16 protein-coding genes are annotated in these 22,441 nt (G+C 70.0%); 6 read left to right on the forward strand and 10 right to left on the reverse strand.

The annotated features are described in order from the left end of the window. The first annotated feature begins 130 nt into the window (after nucleotides 1–130). The gene (locus tag MW290_RS21540) at nucleotides 131–1,534 is read left to right on the forward strand and encodes a sugar transferase (RefSeq protein WP_250199721.1); all 1,404 of its coding nucleotides are present in this window, start codon (nucleotides 131–133) and stop codon (nucleotides 1,532–1,534) included. A 6-nt stretch (nucleotides 1,535–1,540) separates the two neighbouring features. Here the strand turns inward: MW290_RS21540 and MW290_RS21545 are convergent, their stop codons facing one another. Further along, nucleotides 1,541–2,074, reverse strand: a complete 534-nt coding sequence (locus MW290_RS21545) for a cysteine hydrolase family protein (protein ID WP_250199722.1) — start codon at nucleotides 2,072–2,074, stop codon at nucleotides 1,541–1,543. A gap of 331 nt (nucleotides 2,075–2,405) precedes the next feature. Between MW290_RS21545 and MW290_RS21550 the strand changes: the two genes are divergently transcribed. After that, the gene (locus MW290_RS21550; protein ID WP_250199723.1) at nucleotides 2,406–4,262 is read left to right on the forward strand and encodes a sensor histidine kinase; all 1,857 of its coding nucleotides are present in this window, start codon (nucleotides 2,406–2,408) and stop codon (nucleotides 4,260–4,262) included. 15 nt (nucleotides 4,263–4,277) lie between these two features. Here the strand turns inward: MW290_RS21550 and MW290_RS21555 are convergent, their stop codons facing one another. After that, nucleotides 4,278–4,928, reverse strand: coding sequence for a response regulator transcription factor (locus tag MW290_RS21555; RefSeq protein WP_250199724.1), 651 nt, complete (start codon nucleotides 4,926–4,928; stop codon nucleotides 4,278–4,280). A gap of 165 nt (nucleotides 4,929–5,093) precedes the next feature. Here MW290_RS21555 and MW290_RS33165 point away from each other — a divergent pair, with 165 nt between their 5' ends. Both MW290_RS33165 and MW290_RS21570 read left to right on the forward strand, forming a co-directional pair. Next, on the forward strand, nucleotides 5,094–6,647 hold the full coding sequence (locus MW290_RS33165) for a methyl-accepting chemotaxis protein (protein ID WP_310740168.1): 1,554 nt from the start codon (nucleotides 5,094–5,096) through the stop codon (nucleotides 6,645–6,647). Nucleotides 6,648–6,777: 130 nt separating this feature from the next. Beyond that, nucleotides 6,778–7,422, forward strand: coding sequence for a YitT family protein (locus tag MW290_RS21570; RefSeq protein WP_250199725.1), 645 nt, complete (start codon nucleotides 6,778–6,780; stop codon nucleotides 7,420–7,422). 21 nt (nucleotides 7,423–7,443) lie between these two features. Here the strand turns inward: MW290_RS21570 and MW290_RS21575 are convergent, their stop codons facing one another. Continuing rightward, nucleotides 7,444–8,226: a transporter substrate-binding domain-containing protein gene (locus MW290_RS21575; RefSeq protein ID WP_250199726.1), complete on the reverse strand. Its 783-nt coding sequence runs from the start codon at nucleotides 8,224–8,226 to the stop codon at nucleotides 7,444–7,446. Between the two features lie 158 nt (nucleotides 8,227–8,384). Here MW290_RS21575 and MW290_RS21580 point away from each other — a divergent pair, with 158 nt between their 5' ends. Continuing rightward, a complete protein-coding gene (locus tag MW290_RS21580) occupies nucleotides 8,385–8,858 on the forward strand; it encodes an Lrp/AsnC family transcriptional regulator (protein ID WP_250199727.1) in 474 nt (157 codons plus the stop codon). 30 nt (nucleotides 8,859–8,888) lie between these two features. On the opposite strand, the gene MW290_RS21585 is transcribed toward MW290_RS21580, so the two are convergent. Next, nucleotides 8,889–11,708, reverse strand: coding sequence for a diguanylate cyclase (locus tag MW290_RS21585; RefSeq protein ID WP_250199728.1), 2,820 nt, complete (start codon nucleotides 11,706–11,708; stop codon nucleotides 8,889–8,891). 112 nt (nucleotides 11,709–11,820) lie between these two features. Beyond that, entirely contained in the window at nucleotides 11,821–12,774 is a 954-nt protein-coding gene (locus MW290_RS21590) for a LysR family transcriptional regulator (protein ID WP_250199729.1), read from the reverse strand. Between the two features lie 106 nt (nucleotides 12,775–12,880). Here MW290_RS21590 and MW290_RS21595 point away from each other — a divergent pair, with 106 nt between their 5' ends. Next, nucleotides 12,881–13,897: an NAD-dependent epimerase/dehydratase family protein gene (locus MW290_RS21595; RefSeq protein WP_250199730.1), complete on the forward strand. Its 1,017-nt coding sequence runs from the start codon at nucleotides 12,881–12,883 to the stop codon at nucleotides 13,895–13,897. Nucleotides 13,898–13,926: 29 nt separating this feature from the next. Here MW290_RS21595 and MW290_RS21600 read toward each other — a convergent pair whose 3' ends face one another. From MW290_RS21600 to MW290_RS21620, 5 genes are all read right to left on the reverse strand, one after another. Next, a complete protein-coding gene (locus tag MW290_RS21600) occupies nucleotides 13,927–14,850 on the reverse strand; it encodes a LysR substrate-binding domain-containing protein (protein ID WP_250199731.1) in 924 nt (307 codons plus the stop codon). Between the two features lie 74 nt (nucleotides 14,851–14,924). Next, entirely contained in the window at nucleotides 14,925–17,681 is a 2,757-nt protein-coding gene (locus tag MW290_RS21605; protein WP_250199732.1) for a glycoside hydrolase family 2 TIM barrel-domain containing protein, read from the reverse strand. A 23-nt stretch (nucleotides 17,682–17,704) separates the two neighbouring features. Then, nucleotides 17,705–19,978 carry a glycoside hydrolase family 3 protein gene (locus tag MW290_RS21610; RefSeq protein ID WP_250199733.1) on the reverse strand — a complete coding sequence of 758 codons (2,274 nt, stop codon included), beginning with the start codon at nucleotides 19,976–19,978 and terminating at the stop codon, nucleotides 17,705–17,707. Nucleotides 19,979–20,037: 59 nt separating this feature from the next. Further along, nucleotides 20,038–21,123 (reverse strand): porin, encoded by a 1,086-nt coding sequence (locus tag MW290_RS21615; protein ID WP_250199734.1) that lies wholly within the window; start codon nucleotides 21,121–21,123, stop codon nucleotides 20,038–20,040. A gap of 79 nt (nucleotides 21,124–21,202) precedes the next feature. After that, nucleotides 21,203–22,021 carry an NAD-dependent epimerase/dehydratase family protein gene (locus MW290_RS21620; protein ID WP_250199735.1) on the reverse strand — a complete coding sequence of 273 codons (819 nt, stop codon included), beginning with the start codon at nucleotides 22,019–22,021 and terminating at the stop codon, nucleotides 21,203–21,205. Nucleotides 22,022–22,441 lie beyond the last annotated feature (420 nt).

Here is a 22,441-nt window from a genome sequence, read left to right on the forward strand (position 1 = left end):
TAGGGAGTGCAGCCACTCATCCCCCTAGGACCGGCCGAGGCCCGGTTGTAGGGGTTGCCGCCGCTCGGCGCGGCTTCAACCATGGCCTTGCCGACCTGCGTCGGCCAACACGCCGCGGAGGGGCGATGCCATGACGCCAAGAGTTCGTCGCCAATGGGCGATGTGGACCTTCAAGACGGCCGAGGCCGGCGCCGCGCCGCTGGCCCTGGCCACCGTGCTGCTGCTGCAGGGCGCTCAACCCGAATCGCTGCTGCAGCCGCCGTTCACGCTGCTGTGGCCCTTGCTGGCTTTGTGCTGGCACCTGCTGCTGCTGAGCCGCGGGCTTTATGCCTCGCATCGTCTGGAAGACGGCTGGACGGAATCGGCACGTGCCGCCTGGAGCGCCTTGTTGTGCGGCCCGGTGACCGCGGTGCTGCTGATCGCCCTGGTGCCGGCGTGGGCGCGGCTGGACCTGCTGCTGCCCTGTACCGCCCTGCTGGCCCTGCTGGTGGTGGCGGGCCGGCGCGTGCTGCGCAGCCTGCTGGCCAAGGTGCACCTGCAGGGCCGCAACCTGCGTTTTGCCTTGATCGTGGGTGCCGGGGCCCGCGCCCAGCGTTATGCGCGCCTGCTGGCCGAGCGTGAGGAGCTGGGCTACCGCGTCATCGGCTATGTGGACGACGACATGCCCGCCACCGCCGGCATGCCGACCTGGCTGGGCGGCACGGACCAGCTGGCCGCGGTGCTCTCGCACAGCGTGGTCGACGAGGTGTTCGTGATGCTGCCGATGCGTTCCTCGTATGCACGCATACAGCAGGTGGTGAACACCTGCGAGGAGCAGGGCACGCTGGTGACGATGCCGGCCGACTTCTTCAGCGCGCGGCTGGCGCGCACCCGCACCGGCAGCGTGGCGGCGCAGCCGGTGCTGTACCTGTCTTCGGTGCCCGAGAACGACTGGCGCGTGGCCGGCAAGCGCGGGATGGACGTGCTGGGCGCGGCGGCGCTGCTGCTGCTGCTGGCGCCGGTGATGGCGCTGGTGGCGCTGGGCATCCGCCTCACCAGCCCGGGGCCGGTGATCTTCCGGCAGCAGCGCATCGGGCTCAACAAGCGGGCTTTCATGCTGCTGAAGTTCCGCACCATGACGCAGAACGCCGAAGCCCGACAGGCCGCGCTGGAGGCCTTCAACGAGGTCAAGGGCCCGGCCTTCAAGATGCGCCACGACCCGCGCGTGACGCCCTTCGGCGCCTTCCTGCGCCGCACCAGCCTGGATGAGCTGCCGCAGCTGTTCAACGTGCTGCGCGGTGAGATGAGCCTGGTCGGCCCGCGGCCGCTGCCGCTGCGCGACGTGGCGGGCTTTCGCGAAGACTGGCAGCGCCGCCGCTTCAGCGTGCTGCCGGGCATCACCTGCCTGTGGCAGCTCAGCGGCCGCAGCGACATCCCGTTCCAGCGCTGGATGGAGCTGGACCTGGAGTACATCGATCAGTGGTCGCTGTGGCTGGACCTCAGCATCCTCGTGCGCACGGTGCCCGCCGTGCTCAAGCGCAGCGGCGCATATTGATACGGGCTAAGGCTGCACCTCGGCTGCAGCCACCAGCCGCGCGCGCGCGCCGAAGCTGGTGATGTGGCTCAGCGTGTGGTTGTGGTGGGCGCTGATCTGCGACGCCGTCAGCACTGGCGTGTCCATCGTCGAATGGCCATCGGCCACCAGCTGCACCGGGTAGCCCAGGGCCAGCGCGCGGCGCGTCGTGGTGTCCACGCAGTACTCGCTTTGCAGCCCGCAGATCACCAACTGGTGGATGCCCCGCGCTTGCAGCAGCTCGTGCAGGCCGGTCTGGTGGAAGGAGTCGGTGGCGCGCTTGGGCAGCAGCAGGTCGCCGGGCTGCGTGTGCAGCCCCTCGGCCAGCTGCCAGCCGGGCGAACCCTGCTGCAGCGGCGCGTCGGGCGAAGCGTGCTGGATCATCACCACCGGCCGGCCCGCCGCGCGGAACCGGGCGCTGACGCCGTTGATGCGCTCGATCACCCGCTCGGCGTCGAGGGCGGCCAGCGCACCAAAGCAAAGGGCTTGTTGCACATCGATCACGAGCAGGGCAGTGGACATGGTCTGGCGCAGGCAGAGAGGGCGGGGGTGCCAGTATCGGCTGGCGCGATGCGCGTCTGGCACCACCGTGCGCCGGCGGTTCAGCGACCACGCCAGGCCGGTGAAAGCCCGGCATTTCCCCGGCACGTGCTCCCAGGTGGGCGCAGTAGCATCGGCCGGCACCCACCGGTGGCGGCGCATGGCGCGCCGGCTGCTCGTGGCTGCCGGCCCGTGCACCAAGGCCTGCACGCGGTCTTGCCGCGTTGGCTGTGGTTCCAGGCCGGTGATTCGCGCGCACATGTCCATGGGTGATTCGTCGATGCGGGCTTCAGCCCCCACCCCGGGGCCCGTGATGGCCATGCTGCCGGCCCGCACCGCCGCCGGTCGCTGGCTGCGCCGCCGCAGCATGCGGGCCCGCATCGCGCTGGCCTTCACCACGCTGGCGCTGCTGCTGTTCGGTGCCATCAGCTACCTGTCGGCGCGCGAGGCCTACCGCCAGAGCGAGCGCGACACCGCGGCGGCCCTGCAGCAGCTGGCGCAGCGCCTGTCGCAGCGGCTGGATGCCGACATGGCCGCCCGCCTGGGTGAGGTGCGGCAGATCGCCGCGCTGGACCAGCTGCTGGACTGGCAGCTGAACCCGACCCACTGGCGCGTGCTGGTGGAGGGGCTGCAGCGCAATTCCCGGCACTACAGCTGGATCGGCGTGGCCACGCCCGATGGCCAGGTGCTGGCCGCCACCCAGGGCCTGCTGGAAGGCCGCAACGTGCAGCACCGGCCCTGGTTCCAGCAGGGCCTGCGGGCGCCCATCGTGGGCGACGTGCACGAGGCGGCCTTGCTGGCCTCGTTGCTGCGGCCCGAGGCGGGCAGCACCGAGCCGCTGCGCTTCGTGGACGTGGCCGCGCCGCTGCGCCGCGGCGGGCGCACCGTGGCCGTGGTGGGCGGGCACCTGAGCTGGGCCTGGGCCGAAGAGCGCCGCCGCGAGGCCCTGGCCACGGTGGATGCCGCGCGCGCGGTGGAGATCGTGCTCGTCGGCCCCAGCGGCGACATTGCGCTGGGACCGCGGCAGCCGGCGCTGCCGGGGCCGGTGGATGCCGGCGAGGCGGGCAGCCTGACCTGGTCCGATGGCCAGCGTTACCTCACCGCCACCAGCGCCAGCCAGCCGTTGGACGACTACCCCGGCATGGGCTGGACGGTGGTGGTGCGCCAGCCCGAGTCCACCGCCTTCCGCGATGCCGATGCACTGCAGCACCGGCTGTGGTGGCTGGGTGGTGCCGGGGCCTTGCTGTTCGGCCTGGTGGGCTGGTGGATCACGGTGCGGCTGACCGGCCCGCTGCGGCGCGTGGCCCGCCGCGCCCAGGCCTTGATGCCCGAGGCCGCCCAGCAGGTCACCCATGACGAGGTGGATCAGCTGGGCGCCTCGCTCACCGTGCTGCTGGAAGACCTGCGCCAGCGCGAGCAGAGCTTGCGCGCCTTGAACGAGAGCCTGGAGACACGGGTGCAGCAGCGCACCGAGCTGCTGCAACTGGCCAATGAAGACCTGCGCCACTTCAGCCGTAGCCTGGCCCACGACCTGCGCGGACCGCTGGGCGCGATGGGCCTGGTGCTGGGCCAGGTGTTGGAAGGCGAGCAGCCGCCCCGCGGCGCTGGCGCACGCCGCAGCATCGAGGTGGTGGCCCAGGAATGCGAGCGGCTGCGCCAGTTGACCGATGAGCTGCTGACGCTGGCGCTGGTGGACCAGCGCGACTACGAGCGGGCGCCCGTGGACACCGATGCGCTGGTGGAGCAAGCCCTGGCCGAAGTGCGGGCCGGGGCCATCGGCACGCCGGCCGAGGTGACGGTGCCCCCGCTGCCGGCGGTGGTAGGCGATGCGCTGATGCTGCGCCAGGTGTGGACCAACCTGCTGTCCAACGCCTTCAAGTATTCGTCGAAGGCCGAGCGGCCGCAGGTGGTGCTGAGCGCGCGGGAGGAGGGCGACGAGACGGTGTTCTGCGTCGGCGACAACGGCCGCGGCTTCGACCCTGGCCAGTCGGCGCGGCTCTTCGGCGTGTTCCAGCGCCTGCATGCAGCGTCGGAGTTCCCGGGCACGGGGGTCGGCCTGTCGATCGTGCGCCGGGTGGTGCACCGGCATGGCGGCCGGGTGTGGGCCGAGTCGGCGCCGGGGCAGGGTGCGCGCTTTTACTTCACGCTGCCGCGGCAGCCGGCGCGTTGACGCTGCTGCGCGCGATCAGCCGCCGCCGGCGGGCTCGGTCAGCCCATGCTGCAGGCAGTACTTCACCAGCTCGGCATTGGACTGCCAGCCGGTCTTCTCGAAGATGCGCGCGCGGTAGCTGCCCACCGTCTTGACCGACAGGTGCATGGTCTCGGCGATCTCGGCCGGCGTGCGGCCGGCGGCGATGAGCTGCGTGACGCGGAACTCCTGGGTCGACAGGGTTTCATGCACCGGCCGCTGGTCGCGCCCGCCAGGGCCCAGCAGGTCCACCAGGCGGTCGGCCTGCTCGGGCGTGAGGTAACGGCCGCCGTCCAGCAGGCGCTGCACCGCGGCGGGCAGGTCGGTGGCCGCGCGGTCCTTGGGCAGGAAGCCGCGCACGCCCAGCTCCAGCAGCCGCGTGGCGTGCGACGACTCGTCGTTCTGGCTCACCACCAGGATGGGCACCGAACCCGCCACGCGCGTCATGCGCACCGCGCTCTCGATGCCGTCGGCGTCGGGCAGCCGCAGGTCCAGCAGCACCACGTCGGGCCGGGCCGCCTGGAACTGGCGGATGCCATCGGCCAGGGTTTCCGCTTCCGCCACCTCGGCGTCGGGCCAGCGTGAAGCCAGCATCTGCCGTGCCCCCATGCGCAGCAACGGGTGGTCGTCGATGATCAGGAATCGCATGGGCAAGGCGTCTGCAAGGGCGTGCGTGGATTGTAGGGAGACTGCCTACAGCGGCGGGCGGCATGGCCTGCCAGCGGCTGGCGGCTTGCACGGCTGCGCTGCAACGGGCACCGGGCCGATATCACAGGGCATTCGTACCGCAAGGCCCCGACTTTTGGAGTTTCCATGCGTTTGAGCAACCTGCCCGTCAAGCGTCAGTTGATGCTGGCCTTCGCGCTGATGGCCTTCATCGTGATGTGCGTGTCCGCACTGGCGCTCCATTCGCTGGCCCGCTCCAGCGACCGCTTCGTCGAGTACGTCACCGGCATCAGCGAGCGTGAGCGCATCGCGGTCGACCTTCGCAGCGCCGCGATGCGCCGTGCCATCGCGGCGCGCAACCTGGTGCTGGTGAAGGCCGCCGACGACCTGGAGCGCGAGCGCACGGCCGTGCGCGCCGCCCACCAGGACATGCAGACCGGCCTGGCGGCGATGCAGGCTTCGCTGAAGGCCGCGCCCGATGCGCAGGACCGCGCCGCGCTGGCCCGCATCGCCGATGTCGAGTCGAAGTACGGCCCCGTGGCCCTGAAGGTGGTGGGCCTGGCCGAGCAGGGCCGGCATGCCGAGGCCATCGCCATGATGAACGACGACTGCCGGCCGCTGCTGGCCGCGCTGCTGTCGGCCAGCACCGACTTCATCGCCGAGGTGCGGCGGCAGAGCGTGGCCTCGGCCACGGAAGCCGCGGCTGAGCATGCGGTGGACCGCGGCTGGATGGTGGCCTTCAGCACCGGTGCGGTGCTGGTGGCCTGCGGCCTGGGCTGGATGATCAGCCACCTGGTGACCGCGCCGCTGAAGCACGCGGTGACGGTGGCCGAGGCGGTGGCCGCGGGCGACCTGCGCAGCCGCATCGTGGTGGACCGGCGTGACGAACTGGGCCAGCTGCTGGGCGCGCTGTCGCGCATGAACGGCAGCCTGGCCGGCATGGTGGGCGACCTGCGGCAATCGGCCGATGGCATCGCCACCGCGTCGTGCGAGATCGCGTCCGGCAACCAGCACCTGTCCAGCCGCACCGAGCAGCAGGCCAGTGCACTGCAGCAGACCGCCGCTTCCATGCAGGAGATGACCGGTGCCGTGGAAGCCAATGCCGGCAGCTCGCGCCAGGCCAGTGAGCTGGCGGCCTCGGCCGCGCAGGTGGCCGACCACGGTGGCCAGGTGGTGCGTGAGGTGGTGAGCACCATGGGCATGATCAGCGAGGCCAGCCGGCGCATCGCCGACATCGTGGGCGTGATCGACAGCATCGCCTTCCAGACCAACATCCTGGCGCTCAATGCCGCGGTGGAGGCGGCGCGTGCGGGCGAGCAGGGCCGCGGCTTCGCGGTGGTGGCGGCCGAGGTGCGCCAGCTGGCCAGCAGCTCGGCCAGCGCCGCCAAGGACATCAAGGCCTTGATCGCCGACAACGTGCAGAAGGTGGCCACCGGCAGCGACCTGGCCGCCGGCGCCGGCCACACCATGACCGAACTGGTGACGCAGGTGCAGCAGGTGCATGAGCTGCTGGCCCGCATCAACGCCTCCACCCACGAGCAGAGCCTGGGCATCTCGCAGATCAACCAGGCGGTGGCCACCATCGACGAGGGCACGCAGCAGAACGCCGCCCTGGTGGAACAGAGCTCCGCCGCCGCCGAGGGCCTGCGCCAGCAGTCGCAGGGGCTGCTGGCGATGGTGGCGCGGTTCAGGGTGGCGTAGGGCAGGTTTGTGCGCCATGCATAGTTTGGTGCACGAAGCGTGTAATCGAGTGGCTTAATGAGCTGGGGTGGTGCTCATTGGCATAATGGATGCTTGTTTCGTGCACATTACATGCACGCGCACCAAGACCATGCACACCTCTGCGTCCACCACCCCCCTGTCCCCCGCCGCCGTTGCGGTCGAGCGCGTGCCCCACAGCCTGCAGGAAGACCTGGTGGCCTTGTTCACCGGGTGCTTCGTCATCGCATTCGGCGTGATGCTGCTGCAGCAGTCGCAGGCGGTCACCGGGGGCACGGCGGGCCTGGCCTTCTTGCTGCACTACGCGCTGGGCGTCAAGTTCGGCGTGGCGTTCTTCCTGCTCAACCTGCCGTTCTACTACCTGGCCTGGCGGCGCATGGGTCGCGCCATGGTGTTCAAGACCTTTTGCTGCGTGGCGCTGCTGTCGGTGTGCACCGACCTGCACCCGCGCTTCGTCAGCATCGCGCAGATCAGCCCGTTCTACGCGGCCCTGCTGGGCAACATGCTGATGGGCCTGGGCTTCATCGTGCTGTTCCGCCACAAGGCCAGCCTGGGCGGCCTCAACCTGCTGGCGCTGTACCTGCAGGATCGCCACGGCATCCGCGCCGGGCATGTGCAGATGGCGATCGACCTGCTGATCATCCTGGCTTCCACGGCCCTGGTGCCGTGGCCGTCGATCGTGGCCTCGGTGGGCGGGGCCATCGTGCTCAACCTGCTGATCGCGATGAACCACCGCCCCAACCGCTACCTCGCCTGACGACGAGGTGCGCTGCGGGGCTTACTTGCCGACGTTCAACCAGCGCTGCCGGGCCTGCTCCAGGCCACCGCGCTGGTCGACCAGGTCCCATGCGAAGCGCATCACGCGGGTGTAGTCCGCATCGTCGGTGGGCAGCATGAAGCCCAGGTAGTTCTTGGGCGTCAGCGGGCTGTCGACGAACTTGGCGGTCAGGCGCGGGTCGGCCTTGGCATACACCAGCGCTTCATAGGTCTCGGTGATCATCACGTCGCCCTTGCCGTCGGCGATCAGCGCCGGGATCTCGGCATTCTTCGGATGGGTGGACACCTGGGCCTGGCGGAAGTTGGCCAGCACGAAGGTCTCGTTGGTGCCGCCCGGGTTCTTGATAACGCGCACGTTGGCCTGGTCCAGGTCGGCCAGCGACTGGTAGCGGGCGGCATCGGCGGTGCGCACCAGCGCCACTTTGCCAAAGGGCGCATAGCCCGGCAGCATCTCGAACTGGCGGATGCGGGTGACGTTGCGGGTGATGCCGCCCACCGCCACGTCGAACTTGTCGGCCTTGAGGTCGGCCACCAGGTTGGGCCACGAGGTGGGCACGTACTGGATGGTGACGTTCAGCTCCTTGGCGATCTTCTCGATCACGTCGATGTCGTGGCCTTCATAGCCGGTGCCCGCGGTGATGGCGAAGGGCCGGTAGTCCCCCGGTGTGCCCACGCGCAGCGTCTTCGATTCGACGATGCGGTCCAGGCGAGGACCGGCGTGGGCGGGCGACAGCAGGGCCGAGGCGGCGATGGCGACGGCGGCGAGGGCGAGCAGGGGACGCATGGAGACTCCGTTGGAAGGTGAATGAGAGCCGGGGGCTTTCGCAAGCTTTGTGCCTGTTCTATGCTTGTACAGCGCATATCGTGCACACGATGGTGCGCCGATGACGGATCATCCCCAATCAGTCCCACGCTCGCCACCGGGCCTACCCCAGCACCACCGTGACCATCGACGACCACGACCGCCGCCTGATGCACCTGTTGCGCGACAACGGGCGCCTGACCAACCAGGAGCTGGCCGACCTGGTGGGCCTGTCGCCTTCGCAGTGCTCCAGGCGGCGCATCGCGCTGGAGCAGTCAGGGCTGATCCTGGGCTACCACGCCCACCTGGCGCCGCAGGCCGAAGGCACGCCGGTGATGGGCATGGTGGAGGTGCGCCTGTTCAACCAGACCGACAAGGCGGTGGAAGGGTTCAACCGCTACGTGCTCAACGAGCCGGCGGTGCGCGACGTGTTCAAGCTCACCGGCGACTACGACTACCTGCTCAAGGTGGCGGTGGCCGACCTGGCCGAGCTGAGCCAGCTGCTCACCCGGCTCTCGTCGCTGCGCTCCAGCGTGAGCAACCTGCGCACCTCGGTCGTGCTGGAGCGGGTGAAGGAGAACGGGGTGGGGTTCGAGAAGGATGCGGCAGGGTAGGGCGGCGGATGGGCGTTCGCCCACCACGCGTCATGCGCCGAACACCGCCAGGCGCCAGTGCCGCAGGGGGGCATGCGCATCGTGGCCACGGTAGTGCAGGGCCGCGGTCTCGAAGGCCTTGAGCACCTGGCGGGCCTCGGCCCGCAGGCCCAGCAGGCGCAATCCACCGAGCATGCGGCTGATCAGCAGGTCGTGGTGCGTGGGCGTGGGTGCCCAGGTGGCGAAGCCGGTGCGCCAATCTTCGGTAGGCTTCACCTCACCATCACGCCATTCGAAGCCGTAGAAGCGCAGCATCAGCGCCAGCGCGGCCAACATGCCTTCGCGTACCGGGGCCTGGGCGCCCAGCACCGCGCCATCGTGGCGCGTGGGCACCGGGGCGGCCGGATCGAGGCTGCTGGGCGTGGTCAGTGGAAACATCCAGGGCACCGTGCGCAGGTGGTTGGCCAGCTCCCAGTCCTTCCATTGCAGCGCCTGCTCCAGAGTTGCGCCTGTGCTGTCGCCGCGTTGGCCGGTCAGGAAGCACAACACCGCGAATCCGTCCTTGCTCAGGCTGGCTATCGATGGCGTGTCGGCCTGGGGTGCGGTTGTCGGCGATGCCTGCAAGTGCTGCAGCAGCACGGCCAGCACCACCTCGGGTTGTGCTGTGATGGTCACGTCCGCCATGGCGCCCCACGCATGCCGCTCCTGGCCGAGCACCACCACCTTGGCCCCGCGCGCCGTGGCGCTGTCCACCATCGAGCGCGTGGAGCGCAGGGCGCCGTCGCTGTCCAGCACCAGGATCACGTCGGCGCGCTTCATCGCCAGCGCAGCAGCCCCGTGCAGCGCGCTGTCCACCGGCTCACCGGGCAGCACGATGTCGGGTCGCACATCGTCTGCCGGACGGCCGCAGGTGGTGCAGCGTTCCACGTCCGCGCTGGGGTTGGTCTTGCCACAGCCGTTGCAGCGGCGCCGGAAGGCGTTGCCATACAGCGCCACCTCGTTCTCGGCGCCGGCCATGGTCAGCAGGCCATCCACCCGCTCGGACACCAGCATGACCTGCGGCAGAGCATGGGCCAGTTCCACCAGGGCCACCTGGGCGGCGCTGGGCTTGCGCCCGCGCATCTGCTGGCGCCAGTCGGTCCATCGCCGGCGAAATGCCTGCGGATCGGACTGCAGCAGCGCGAGGTCGCCGAAGTCGGCATGCGGCCCGCTGCCCTGGCCGGCCAGCAGCACCACGCGCCGGGCCTGGCGCAGCCAGTCGGTGACGGTATGCAGCACCAGCGGGGCCACGGCCTTCTCTGCTTCGGCGCGTTTTCGGGCCTGCTTCTGCGTGAACATCAGCTCTTCGCTGCGCGCCACCAGGCTGGCCTTGGTGTCGCCCACCCGAGCCTCGGTCACGCCCACGGAGATGCCCACGCGCAGGCCCGCAGCCACCGCCTCCCAGTCGTGCCGGGCCACGGCGTCCTGCAGCCGCAGCGCGATCTGGCGCGCGGTCTCCACATCGGTGTCGCGGAACAGGATGGCGAATTCGTCGCCGCCCCAGCGGGCGGCCAGGTCCGTGGCACGCACGTGGGCCGACATCTCTTCGGCGATGCCGCGCAAGGCCTGGTTGCCCACCTCGTACGAAAAGCCGTTGTTGATGTCGCGGAAGTTGTCGACGTCGATCAGCGCCACGCACAAGGGGCTGCCGGCGTCTTCGCCGGCCTGCGACCATTCGGCCAGGCACTGGTTGAAGCGCCGCAGGTTGGCAATGCCGGTCAGCGCGTCCTCGTGGGCCCAGCGCTCGAACTTCATCGATTGATCGGCCAGCAGCTTGATGCGCTCATCGCCTTGGCGCGCCTGCAGCCGCAAGTCGGCCACCTCAGCGCGGCCTTGCAGGTTGTGGGCGCGGACGCGCCGTTCGCAGCGCAGCTGGCGTTCACGCTCGGCCACGGCCAGCGCCAGGTCACCCTGACGCTGGTAGATGGTTGCTGCCAGTTCGTGGCCCATGCATTGAAGTGGCAGGTAGCCCACCTCGGCCGACAGGGCCGCCATGCGCGCTGCGTGCATCGCGGCCACCTCCAGCGACTGGTCCGCCAGCGCTACTTCGGCCGCCAGCCAGCTGTAGGCGGCCTGCATCCAGCCCAGCGAGACCGGTGCAAGCGCGCTGCCCTGCACCAGCAGCGCACGGGCTTCGTCGACCCGGCCCGACCACACCTGCAGCAGGCCGCGCACCACCAGACCCGATGGCCGTAGGGTGGCGGCGGCGCCGGGCGTGAGCGGGTCCTGCAGCGCACGCGGCTGCGCCGCCAGCGTGTCGAGCGGCGCTGACACCTGGCTGAGCTCGGCGGGCCGACCCTCGTCGAAGCAGCGCATGGCCTGTATCCATGAGCGCGCGACACACACCTCCAGCTGCGCCGTCGCGGCGAGCTGCTGTTCAGCCAGCCGGGCAGCGCTGTGGAAAGCCTGTTCCGCATCACCGTAGGCACGGGCGCACCCCAGCGCGAAGCCCAGCGCGGTGTAGGCCTGCACCGTCCAGGCGCCGGTGGCCAGGCCATCGGCCAGGCGGGTGGCCAGCAGGCCGCTCTCCACCGATTCCACCGTGCGGCCCAGCACACTGGCCATGCGGGTCAGCAGCGACAGGCCTTCGACCTCCAGGGCGGGCAGTCCGCCCCTGCCCGCTGCCCGCACCACCTGCGCCGCACGCGCATGCGCCTGCTGGTGGCGCGATTGCGCCACGTCGCAATAGGCCAGACGCAACAGCACGGGCGCCGCGTCCGGCGTCAGTTCGCCGTGTTCGGGCTGCCGCAGCAGCTGTTCCGCCAGAGGTCGCGCGTCGTCGATCCTGCCCCGGGCCAGCGCGTCGTCGCACTGCTTCAATACGTCGTCCATCGCCCACCAGGCGCACGCGCCATCCCGAAAAGGCGGCGATGCTACAAGCCCCCGGTGCCGTTCTGCCAGCGCGGGCGTCTGACCATGCTGCCTGCCCTGCGGTCAGCCCGCTTCAACGGTTGCGCCGATGGCCCCCCGCCGCGGCCGCCAGCTCGCGCGGAATGGCCTCGGCCAGGAAGTCGAAGGCACGGCGCACCAGCGGGTTGCCACGGATCTCGCGGTGCACAGCCAGCCAGCAGGGCAGGGGCGGGATCTTGAGCGCGGGCAGCACCGGCACCACGCCGGCCAGCCAGGGCAGGTTGTAGGCCGCGACGAAACCGATGCCGGCGCCGGCGGCGACCAGCCGACCGTAGGCCACCTGGTCGTCGGTGCGCAGCACGAACTGCCGGCGGCCGATCGGCATGCCCATCGCCGCAAAGCCGCGCACCAGCGTGTCGTCGCGGTCGTAGCCGATCAGCCGATGGCGCAGCAGCTCGTCGGGCCGCGTCGGCGTGCCGGCGCGCGCCAGGTACTGCTCGTGCGCGCAGGCGGTGAGGGCGATGTCTGCCAGCTTGCGGGCCACCAGCGAGGCCTGCACCGGGCGCACCATGCGCACCGCGATGTCGGCCTCGCGGCGCAGCAGGTTGCTGAGCTGGTTCGAGGCGACGAGCTCCACCTCGATGCCCGGTTCGGCGGCCTGCAGCGCGGCCAGCACCGGCGGCAGCAGGTAGTTCGCGGCCACCTGGCTGGTGGTGATGCGCACGATGCCGCTGGTGCGGGCGCGCTGGCTCGACAAGCGATGCTGCAGCTGCTCGGCGCCCTGTTGCATCACCCGGGCGTCTTGCGCGATGGCGAGGGCCAGCGCGGTGGGGGCGACGCCGCGGCCGGTGCGCTCGAACAGCGGGGCGCCGAGCTGGGCTTCCAGCGCCGCCAGCTGCCGCGACAGCGTCGGCTGCTGCGCGCCCAGCTGCTGGGCCGCGCCGCTCAGGCTGCCCGCATCGAGCACCGCCAGGAAGCTGCGCACCAGCGCCCAGTCGAAGCCACGTGCGGCTTCGTTGACGGCGACATCGGAGTCGGACTTGGCCATGCAAAAGTGTATAGCTCACATGAACGCCTGGCCCATTGTGGAATGGGCCGCGCCGTTCCACAGTGCAGGCATCGCCGCCTGTTGCGGTGGCTGAAGGAAGGCCGTGATGTCGAATCGTGTGGTGTTGGTGTTGGGGGCCCAGGGTCGCCTCGGGGCGGCTGCCGTGGCTGCTTTCGCCGCCAGCGGCTGGCGTGTGCTGGCACAGGCGCGCCGGGCGCAGGCCGCCTGGCCGGCCGGGGTCACGCCGGTGACGGCGGCGCTGGCGGATACGGAGGCTCTGGCTGCGGCGGCGGCAGGTGCCAGCGTCGTGGTGTATGCCGTCAATCCGCCCTACACGGATTGGGCGCGGCAGCTGATGCCGCTGGCCTGCCAGGGCCTGGACGTGGCCGAGCGGCTGGGGGCGCTGTTCATGCTGCCGGGCAATGTGTACGGCTATGGCGATCAACTGCCCGCCTGGCTGCAGGCGCAGACGCCGCAGCACCCCACCCATGAGAAGGGCCGCCTGCGGGTGCAGCTGGAAGCCGAGATCGCCCGCCGCGCCGAGGCCGGCCGGCTGCGCGGCGTGGTGATCCGCGCCGGCGACTTCTATGGCAGCGGCCGCGGCTCATGGCTGGACCTGGTGGTGCTCAAGTCGCTGCGGGCCGGCAAGCTCGTCTACCCGGGGCCGCTGGACCGCGCGCACGCATGGGCCTACCTGCCCGACCTGGCCCGCGCCTTCGTGGCCGTGGCCGAGCGTGCACGCCCGGGCCAGGCGGCGGGTCTGTCTGCTGTCGAAGTGCTGCATTTCGAAGGCCACACGCTGACCGGTGCCGAGCTGCTGGCCGCGCTGGCGGGCGCGGCCGACGACATCGGCGCCACACCCGCGGTGGTGGCCCGGCGCGGCTGGCGCCATGGCAGCCTGCCCTGGGGGCTGATGCGCGCGGCCGGCATCTTCGTGCCGATGCTGAAGGCCGTGGCCGAGATGCGCTACCTGTGGTTCAAGCCGCATGCACTCGACGGTGCAAGCCTCTTGTCGTGCACCGGCGCGCTGCCGCAGACGCCACCACGGCAGGCGCTGCGTCAGGCCATGCTGGATCTGGGCTTGGCGGCGCAGGCCAGCCCCGCCCACATCCGCTCGGCCTGATCAGGCCGCGCGGACCTCGAGGCCGTGCCTCAAGGCGTGGGCAGGGCGTCGCTGGCGCCCGCCGCCCTGCGGCTCAGCTTGCGGCGCACCTGGGCCACCGTCTCCAGCATCGCGTCCAGCAGCGGCGACTGGGTGCCGCGCAGGTAGAAGCAGTGCAAGTCCATGTAGGCCGGCACGCAGCTGAGCAGCGGCCGGTAGGCCACGCCAGGGTAGTGCACGTGGGTCATCGATTCGGGCACCAGCGTCACGCCCACGCCGGTGGCGGCCAGCAAGGTGGCGGTGACCACGTCGCTGGCCGGCGGTGCGAAGCGGGGCTCGAAGCCATGCGCGCGGCACAGCGCCAGCGCATTGGCGGCGGCCGAGGGTGAGCTGCCGATGATCAGCGTCTGGCCGTTGAGCGATGTCACGTCCACCGAAGGTTTGGCGGCCAGTGGATGGTCGGCCGCCAGCGCCAGCAGCAGCTGCTCGCGGCCCACCAGCGTCACCTCGATGTCGTGCTCCTCGGGCAGCAGCCGCTCGAACACCAGCAGCACCCGGCCCTGGCGCAGCGCCGGGATCTGCGCCGGCGTCTGCGCATGGTGCAGCACCAGCTCCACGTCGGGGTGGGTGCTGCGGAAGGCGCTCAGCACCTGCGGCACCAGGCCGAAGATGGCCGAACCATAGAGGCCCACGTCCAGGCGGCCGATCTCGCCGCGGGCGGCCAGCTGCGTCTGCTGCACCGCCTGGTCGGTCAGGGCCAGCAGGGTGCGGGCATGCTGCAGCAGCTGCTGGCCGGCGGCCGTCAGCGCCATGCCGCGCGAGCTGCGGTGGAACAGCTTGACGCCCAGCTCGTCTTCCAGGTGCTGGATCTGCCGCGTCAACGGCGGCTGAGAGAGGTTCAGCCGCTCGGCCGCGCGGCCCAGGTGGCCGGTCTCGGCCACCGCCACGAAGTAGGTGAGTTGTCTGAGGTCCATCGGGGTGGGGCTGCGCGGCCGGCGCCGCGGGCAGGCAGGTCATGCTACCCGCGGGCGCCGGCTTCAGCGCCGGGTCACTGCGGCGCCACCGAGATGTTGGAGACGATGGCCTTGCCGGTGGTGCCGGTGAAGTCCAGCCGCAGCTCGCCGTTGCTCACGGTGGCGTTGAAGGAGCGGGCGATGGCCGCATTGCGCGCACCGGCGGCCTGCAGCACGTCCAGCCCGGTCAGCTGGCGCACGCCATTGGCATCGACATTCAACACCCGGCTGCCCACGGCCGTGGCGGTGGGCTCCAGGAAGCCCAGCGTCACCTTGTAGTTGCCGTTGGGCACCGGGATGCGGTAGCCGAAGCTCGCACCTTCACGCCACATGTCCCACACGCGGCCGGTCTCGGGGATGGCCGTGCTGCCCAGGCCGGCGATGGGCACCGCGCCGCTGAGGCCCAGGCCCGAGCGACCGACGATGGCCGGCAGCTCGCCGCCGACGAAGAACTTGTCGGAGCCGAAGCGGTGGTTGCCCAGCAGCGGGTCGGTGGACTGCAGGCCGGTGGTCAGCTGGCCTGCGGCGATGAAGACGTTGTTCACCCGCTCGGCCGCCAGGTTCCAGCTCACCAGGTCGGTGACGGTGCTGCCGCCATGCACGCCTTCGGCCACCACGGTGTTGGCGCCGGGTTGCAGCTGCACGTTCTTGAACTCGCACACCTTCAGCACGCACTGGGCCGCCGCCAGCGTGCCCACGGTCGCGCCGTTGACTTTCAGTGCCACCGTGTCGGCGTTGCTGTACACCTTGATGTTGTTGCTGGCGTAGGCGCGCTCGGTGTAGCGGCGCTCGGCGATGTAGGTGACCGGCGTCTGTGTCCAGTTGGCCTTGTAGAAGTAGAAGACGTCCTTCTTGACCGAGCGATCGAAGGTGACGATGCCCTTGGTGTTGGTCTGGCCGATGTCGCCCTCATGCCGGTTGCCGGAACCGAAGTCGAACATGTTCCAGATCCATGAGCCCATCAGGTAGGGCCGGGCCACGATCTGGGCGTAGGCCTTCTCGTGCACGTAGTTGGCATACCCCTCGGGCTGGTAGCAGATGCGGGTGGCGCCGCTGGTGTCGCGTTGGCACACGCGGCCGCCGGCCACGTCGTCGGTGTGGTGCGTCAGCGCATTGCCGGCGCCGTACTCACTCACGCCGATGGGCGTGGTGGGCAGGCGGCGGTGGAAGTCGTCCAGGTTGTCGCCGAGCTGGGTTTCAGACGTTCCGTAGTACCACTGGAAGTAGCGGTTGACGCTGTAGCTGTCGGTGTAGCCGGTCTGCGTCAGCGTGTCGGGCAGCACCACGTCGCCGTTGCGCGTCACCTGGTTGGCCAGGGTGGTGATGCGCAGCGGGTCTTCTTCCTTGGCCACCTTGTTCAGGCTGGCCAGCAGTGGCTGCACGTTGTTCTGCGCATCGGTGCCGCCGGTCAATTCGTTGGCGATGGACCAGATGCCGATGGACGAGTGGTTGTACTGCTGGCGGATCAGCTCGCGCAGCTGCATGCGCGCGTTCTCGGCAAAGCCGGTGGCCTCGGGGTCGGCCAGCCGCGCCACGGAGGTCGAATTGACCAGCGGCAACTCGGCCCACACCACCACGCCCAGCTTTTCGGCCTGGCGCACGGTGTAGGCGGAATGCGGGTAGTGGGCCAGCCGCACGGTGTTGGCGCCCACCTCCTTGATCTGCCGGAACGATTCGTCCACGTCGGCTTCGGAGATGGCCCAGGCCTTGCCCTGCACGTCCTGATGCAGGTTCACGCCGTGCAGCGGCACCGACTTGCCATTGAGGAAGAAGCCCTTGTCGGCATCGAAGCGCATCTCGCGGATGCCGAAGTCCTGCACCACCTTGTCGATGGTGTTGCCGCCCGCGTCTTTCAGTTCCACCACCAGGCGGTACAGGTAGGGGTCGGCCAGGCCTTGCCACAGGCGCGGGGCGGTGACGGCCAGGTCCTGCGCCACGTCGGCCGCGGCGCCGGCCTTGAGGCTCACCGACTGCGCAGCGCGGGCCTTGACGGCCGTGCCGTCGGCTTCCACCAGCGCGGCCTGCACGGTGAAGTTGCCGTCGGCACCACTGGTGTTGCGCAGCTTGGCCAGCACGTTGACGGTGGCCTTGTCGGCCGCCACGGCGGTGCTGCGTGCGAACACGCCGCTGCTGCCTAAGTCGTCCAGCGCGATCTGGGCGCGGCTGGGCGTGCCCACCAGCGACACGCCGCGGTACAGGCCGCCCGACATGTTGAAGTCGCCGCCCAGGGGCGCGATGGCGGTGGGGCTGCTGTCGCTGGTGGCCGCACGGTTGTCGGTCTTGACCAGCAGCACGTTGCGGCCGGGCTTGATGACCGAGGTGACGTCGAAACGGAAGGCGGTGAAGGCCCCGCGGTGCTGGCCGAGCTTGGTACCGTTGAGCCACACGTCAACCACGATGCTGGCGCCGTCGAACTGCAGCCACTGCGTGGCCGACTTGGCGTCGGCGTGGTCGAACTCCAGCCGGTACCAGCCGATGCCGCGCTTGTAGGTGGGCGTGGTGGGGGTGGACTGCGCGGTGGTGGCCGCGTCGGTCGCGTTCCAGGTGTGGGGCAGGCTGACGGTGCTCCAGTTGCTGGCCGCGCTGGCCAGCGCCTGTTCGTCGCTCAGGCCGTCGTCCTGCACGAACTTCCACTGCGTCATCAGCGCGGTGCTGGTGCGGCTGTCGGCCAGCAGTTCGGCCGGGCTGTCGCCACCGCCGCCGTCGCCGCCGCAGGCCACCAGCACAGCGGCCGTCACGGCGGTCAGGGCCAGGCTCTTCCACAGCGGAGCCGGCTTCATGGTCTTTGTCATGGGTACTCCCTTGGTTGGGTTGATCAGTAGGTGAGACCGAAGCCGAACGGGAACAGCGTGTCCGCCGCCGGGTAGCCCGGCACGTCGGGCTGGTTGTCCACCACGGCCTTGCTGCTGCGGGCCAGCGCGAAGGGCAGCTTGCCCTGCGGCTTGACGGCGGCGCCGGTGGCCAGCACCTTGCCGCTGAGCACGTCCAGCAGCGCGGTGTTGCTGATGCCGAAGCCCGCGACGATGGCGCCCGCGTTCTTCAGGCCGCTGGCATCGTCCAGCACGTAGGGCTGGCGGAAGTAGATGGCCAGCACCGTCTTCTTGGCGCCCACCTCGTTCATCACCGCCTGGATCTTGTCGAGCGAGGGCGTCACCTCCCACGACTGCGAGGCATGCATCTCCGTGAAGGACAGCATGCCGTTCTCCCACGGCAGCGAGCCGCCGAAGTTCAGCCCGTTGTCCAGGCAGGCCTTGAGGGCATCCTCGGCCGAGTAGTCGGACGGCGTCACGCAACGGTCGGGCGCGCCCCAGGCCTTGCCGGTGGCCGGATTGAGGCGGCCGCCGGTGGCGGGGTCGTTGCTGCGGTAGCTGCTTGTGGCGCGGGTGTTGGTGCCGGGCAGCAGCTTGTTGGTGGACACCTCCACGCGGATCACCGCCATGTCGTGGCCGGCGGCGCTGGGGCGCTGGCCGTTCACGGCCGCATCACCATCGGTGACGGTGAAACCGTACTTCTCGGTGTCCGACTTGGCCATGCCCATGGTGTAGAGCCGGGCGCCGGCCTTCAGCGGCAGTGCTTTGCCGCCGCCGTCCTGGTCCAGGTTCTGCAGCAGCACCACCGACTTGCGCTGGATTTCCATGCCCAGCGCACGGTGTGCATCGGCACCCACGGTGGTGGTGGCCTGCGGCGCCACCACGTAGGGGTTCTCGAACAGGCCCAGCTGGAACTGTTCCTTCAGCAGGCGCTTGGCCGCTTCGGTCACGCGGGCCTCGCTCACCAGGCCGGCACTCACCAGGTCGACGATGGTCTTGTTCTCGCTGAAGCCCGAAAGCGTTTCGGTGCCGCCATTGATGGCGGCGGCCACGCGCTCGGCCACGGTCTTCTTCTCCAGGCCCCAGGCACGGTCGGTGACGATGCCGGTGTCGGAGTTCACGTAGCCCTGGAAGCCCAGCTTGCCGCGCAGCAGGTCGGTCACCACCTGCTTGGAGAAGGCCATGCCGGTCTGCTCGTAGGTCACGCCCTCGTAGGTCACATTGATGGGCACGCCGTAGTAGGGCATCACGGCCGATACGCCGGCGTCGAGGGCGGCCATGAAGGGCTTGAGGTGGTAGCCGAAATTGCCGCCCGGGTACACCTGGTTCTTGCCATGGGCGTAGTGCGGGTCCAGCCCCATCTCCTGCGGCCCGCCGCCCGGGAAGTGCTTGAGCGTCAGCGCCACCGCGGAGTCGGGCGTCACCGAAGTGCCGTCCTTGACCTTGGGGCCCTGCAGCGTCTGCACCAGGGTCTTCATGATGTTGGCGTTGAGGTCCGCGTCCTCGGTGAAGGTCTCGTGCACGCGGTACCAGCGCGGCTCGGTCGACAGGTCGGCCATGTAGCCGTACATGCCGCGCAGGCCGATCGACTTCCACTCGCGGCCCATCACCGTCGCGAAGTCCTGGATCACCGACATGTCGCCGGTGCCCAGCGCAGCCGCCGCCAGGCCGGCTTCCTTCGGAAACTCGGTGAAGGCGCCTGCCGCCTCGTTGATGCCCACGCGCGGGTCTTTCTCGTAGTGGTTGCGCGCGTTGGACTTGAAGACGGCCGGGATGCCCAGGCGGGTGGCCTCGCTGGCCTCCTGCACGGCATTGGTGAACAGGGCCGCCTGCTCTGGCGTCACCTGGCCGCTGGACGGCGTGGCCGTTACCACGCTGCGCAGGATGAAGCGGCTCATCTTCTGGTTCTGGATCAGGTCCAGCGCATTGGCGGGCAGCGCACCGGCGGTGCCCGCGTTCAGCGTGTTGATGAGCATCAGGCCGGCCTTCTCCTGCAGCGTCATCTGCGACACCAGGTCGTCGATGCGCTCCTGCACCGGGCGGCGCCAGTCTTCATAGACATCCAGCCGGCCGTTGCCGTTGGCGTCCTTGAACTGCTTGCCGTCCACGCTGATCACGGCCTTGGCGCGGGCGCCGATGACGGGCTGGGCGATCTCTTCATCGCCGTCGCTGCCGCAGCCGGCCAGGATGAGCAGGCCCAGGGCGCCGCACAGGCTGACGCGGGCGGCCAGGGAGGTGGGGCGCAGCAGGGCGGCGCGAGCAGGGGGAAGGCGGTGCATGGAGGTCTCCGGTGAAATCGGCCCCTCGTGGGGGCTCTCTGGGTGCAGGGGGAGCGGCTTCAGAACGAGGTGCGCATGCCGACGTTGGCCACCCGCTTCTCGCTGATGTAGTCCGCCAGGTCGCCGCTGGCATACGACAGGCCGGCATAGACCTGCGTGTTCTTCGAGAAGGCATAGCGGGCCACCAGCGCGGCCTTGCCCAGGTCGGCCGAGGCGGACGTGCCTTCGTACTTCACGCGGGTGTAGTTGGCGCCATAGGTGAACAGGCCCATCGGCACCTCGACGCCCACCGTGGCGCCGTCGGTGCGGTTGGCCACGAAGGCGCGGCCCGCATTGATGGTGAGGTTGGACACGCCTGAGGCGGCACCGTTGCCGCTGCCGGTGGCCAGGTCGCGGTTGCGCTGCCAGCCGCCCAGGATCTTGAAGGCGCCGAAGTTGTAGTTGGCGCCGATGGTCAGCGACTTGTTGGTGTCGTCGTCGGTGGTGCGCGACTTGTTCCACTCGTATGAGAAGGCCACTGCCACCGGGCCGCCCAGGTAGCCTGCGCTGACGCCATGGAAGCGGTCGGTTGTGCCTTCACCCGGCGCCACCTGGGCCGCGGCGAAGAAGCCGCCCCAGGTGGGCGTGCGGTATTGGACGACGTTATCGGCGCGCGGCGCGTTGAGCCACAGCGGGATGGCACGGCCCAGGTTGGTGACGCCGGTGCTGGGGTTGCTGACCAGGGCATTGCCCATCGGGTCGGTCAGGCCCATCACATAGTCTTCCAGGATGTACTGGCGGCCCAGGCGCAGCTCGCCCAGCGTGGCATGGCTCAGGCTGATGAAGGTCTGGCGGCCGAAGGCGCGTCCGCCCTGGGCCGAGGTGCCGGCGTCGGCATTGATGCCGCCTTCGATCACCACCTGGGCCTTCAGGCCGTCGCCCAGGTCTTCGTTGACGCGCACGCCCCAGCGCGAGCCGTTGAGGCCGTTGTTGGTGCCGTCGTTCATCACGGTGCGGGTGTCGCCGCCGGCGCGGCCACCGGCCTTGTATTGCGTGACGTTCAGGTCCACCAGACCGTACAGCGTCACGTTGCTCTGTGCGCTGGCGGTGTGTGCCGCGCAGGCGAGTGCCATCCCCACCCACACGGGGCTGTGCTTGAAGTTCATCGTCGTCCTCGGTTGCGCTTGGTTGGTCAGGCCGCCCGGTGTGCGCCAGCACCGGGCGGTGTCGGGGCGTACGGCCGCTTCAGCCGTCTTCGAAGGGCCCGGTGCGCACGAAGCTGCCGCCCTGGTACAGGGCCACCGGGTCGGTCGGGTCGATGTGGGGCTGGCGAGCTTCCAGCTCGGCGCGGAAGCGCTCGGAGCTGTCCTGCGGCCGGTAGCCCAGGTGGCGTGCCGGGCCGTTGTCCCACCAGGCGGTGGTGTTGTCCGACAGGCCATACACCACGGTGTGGCCCACCACCGGTGCGGTGAGGGCGGCCACCACCAGGCGCTCCAGGTCGTCGAAGCTGAGCCAGGTGGCCAGCATGCGGCGGTCCTTGGGCGCTTCGTAGGAAGAGCCGATGCGCAGGCTCACGGTCTCGATGCCGTGCTTGTCGAAGTACAGCTGGGCCAGGTTCTCGCCGAAGGCCTTGGACAGGCCGTAGAGCCCGTCGGGCCGCGGCGGATCCAGCGGGCTGATGACCTCGCGCTGGGTGTAGAAACCCGTCACGTGGTTGGAGCTGGCGAACACCACGCGGCGCACGCCGTTGTGCCGCGCTGCCTCGTACAGGTTGTAGGCGCCCACGATGTTGCTGGCCAGGATGGGCGACCAGGGCTGCTCGGTGGACACGCCGCCCATGTGCACCACCGCATCCACGTCGCGCAGCAGTCGGCGCATCGCGTCGGGGTTCTCCAGGTAGGCCAGCTCGATTTCTTCGCCGCTACCGGCGGGGCCGAAGTCGCTGCGGTGGCTGAGTCGCAGCACTTCGCACTGGCGCTTGAGCCGCGGCCGCAGCACCCGGCCCAGGTGGCCGTCGGCGCCGGTGAGCAGCAGCCGCTTGAAGCGCGGTGGGCTGGCGTTCATCGTCAAGGTCTCCTCGATCTGCCTGTTGTTTGCACGGCAGTGTGTCGAAGTGACTCGACCCGATCCAATGCCTTTTGGGTGCGCGTTCCTTACCTTTTCGGTAAGACGACCCGCGCAGGCCTTGTGGGGTGGGGCAAGAGGGCCTGAGGCAGGCCTGGCAAGCGGTTGCGGGTCGGGTTTTCCAGCAGACGGGGGTCCACGCAGGGCAGGGAAACCCCCGGTGCCTTCCACGCTGGCCGTCGGGCCAGCGCTATCGGCGTTGGTCGCTCTGGCGGACGTCTGTCGTCGGCGGTCGGTGGCTGCACGGCTCGGGGAGCGCACAGGGCTGACAGCAGGCCGCCGGTTGGTCCAGCTCCTGAGGATCGGCCATCGGCCCGAACCGGGGATCGCGCGTCAAGCGCTGACCGACCGATATGCAGC

The sequence above is a fragment of the Aquincola tertiaricarbonis genome (genome assembly GCF_023573145.1).
GTDB lineage: Bacteria > Pseudomonadota > Gammaproteobacteria > Burkholderiales > Burkholderiaceae_C > Aquincola > Aquincola tertiaricarbonis_B.